This window comes from Lactobacillus sp. UMNPBX17 (genome assembly GCF_002553735.1).
Classification (GTDB): domain Bacteria; phylum Bacillota; class Bacilli; order Lactobacillales; family Lactobacillaceae; genus Lactobacillus; species Lactobacillus gallinarum.
In genome coordinates this window covers 1-1,199 of sequence record NZ_PCYT01000145.1, presented here as the reverse complement: position 1 = coordinate 1,199, position 1,199 = coordinate 1, and the positions used below count along the sequence as shown (strand labels likewise).

Sequence of the window (1,199 nt, the reverse complement as noted above, 5' to 3'; positions counted from 1 at the left end):
CACATTGCACGTGCACTTCTAGGAAATCCTAAATTATTATTATTAGATGAACCTACTGATGGCTTAGATGTAGAAATTGCTACTAATATCAGAAATGTAGTTAAGAATTTAGCACAAAATGACATTAGTATTTTGTTAACTAGTCACATGATGTCAGAAGTTGAAGCATTAGCAGATCAAATTGTTTTATTAGGTGCAGGCAAAGTTCACGCAAAAGGTACAGTTCAAGATATTGTGAAATTGTCTAAAGTTAAACGAATTGATAGACCAGCAACACTTGAAGAATCATACCTTGCCTTAGCACCACAACTTAGAAGAGAATAATAAGGGATGAATTAATGAGGTTTTTAAGACTTTTTTGGTTTCAATTTAAGCTGTACATATCTAATCAGTATTTCTTTTGGTTGACAATAACTAGTACAGTTAGTATTTTCGTTTTACAGTACACAATTGCTTACGCTAATCATGGGTTAAATGATCCAATGGTCTGGATAAGAAGTGCAGTATTTGGTTTATGGGCTTCATGTACTACCGCTGCAGGAAGTATAGGATATCAGCGTTTTCAAGGAACACTTCCTTATATTATTAACACGCGCTATGATGAGCGAGCATCCTTGATTGCTCTTCTTTTACCAGCTTCGAGTTATGGCCTGCTTGCTTTTCCTTTGTCATTTCTTTTAGCAAAAATCTTCTCAGTAGCAACGGGCACAATTGATTTAAAATTCATTGGGATAGTTATCTTGCTTTGGATTGCTGCAGCTACAATGGATATTTTAATCGCGGCTTTCTTCACCTTAACTCCTAACGCGTTAGTCTACGAAGCGTTGATTAATATTCCAATTTTACTATTAACAGGATTATTTGGTAATAGAGTGATTTCTCTACCATTGATGGAAGTATCACAATATTTTTTGCCAATGACTATGCCAGTTAGGGTTTTGCTTTATTCAGGGAATATGACCAATATTTTGGCCTATATCTGCAGTATGCTGATCTGGATATTGTTAATTTTAGTTATGGTTAGAAAAATTAATGATTTAGCGCGAGAGAAAGGAACGTTGAAGATAATCTAATGGCAACACAATTTTCCTCACTTTCATTTTTGGCAAATTGGAAAACACGATTTGTTTATTTTTTAATTTTGCCTATTATTAATCTTTTGTTATTGGTATTAATTGATCTACAATACAGCAATCAAT

The 1,199-nt window shown here is 33.7% G+C and carries 2 protein-coding genes; both read left to right on the top strand.

All coding sequences use genetic code 11. The annotated features are described in order from the left end of the window. Window positions 1-324: AAA family ATPase (locus CP368_RS10000; RefSeq protein WP_233185892.1), on the top strand; the 324-nt coding region annotated here is incomplete at its 5' end. Window positions 325-404: 80 nt separating this feature from the next. Beyond that, on the top strand, window positions 405-1,073 hold the full coding sequence (locus tag CP368_RS09995; protein WP_233185891.1) for a multidrug ABC transporter permease: 669 nt from the start codon (window positions 405-407) through the stop codon (window positions 1,071-1,073). Window positions 1,074-1,199 lie beyond the last annotated feature (126 nt).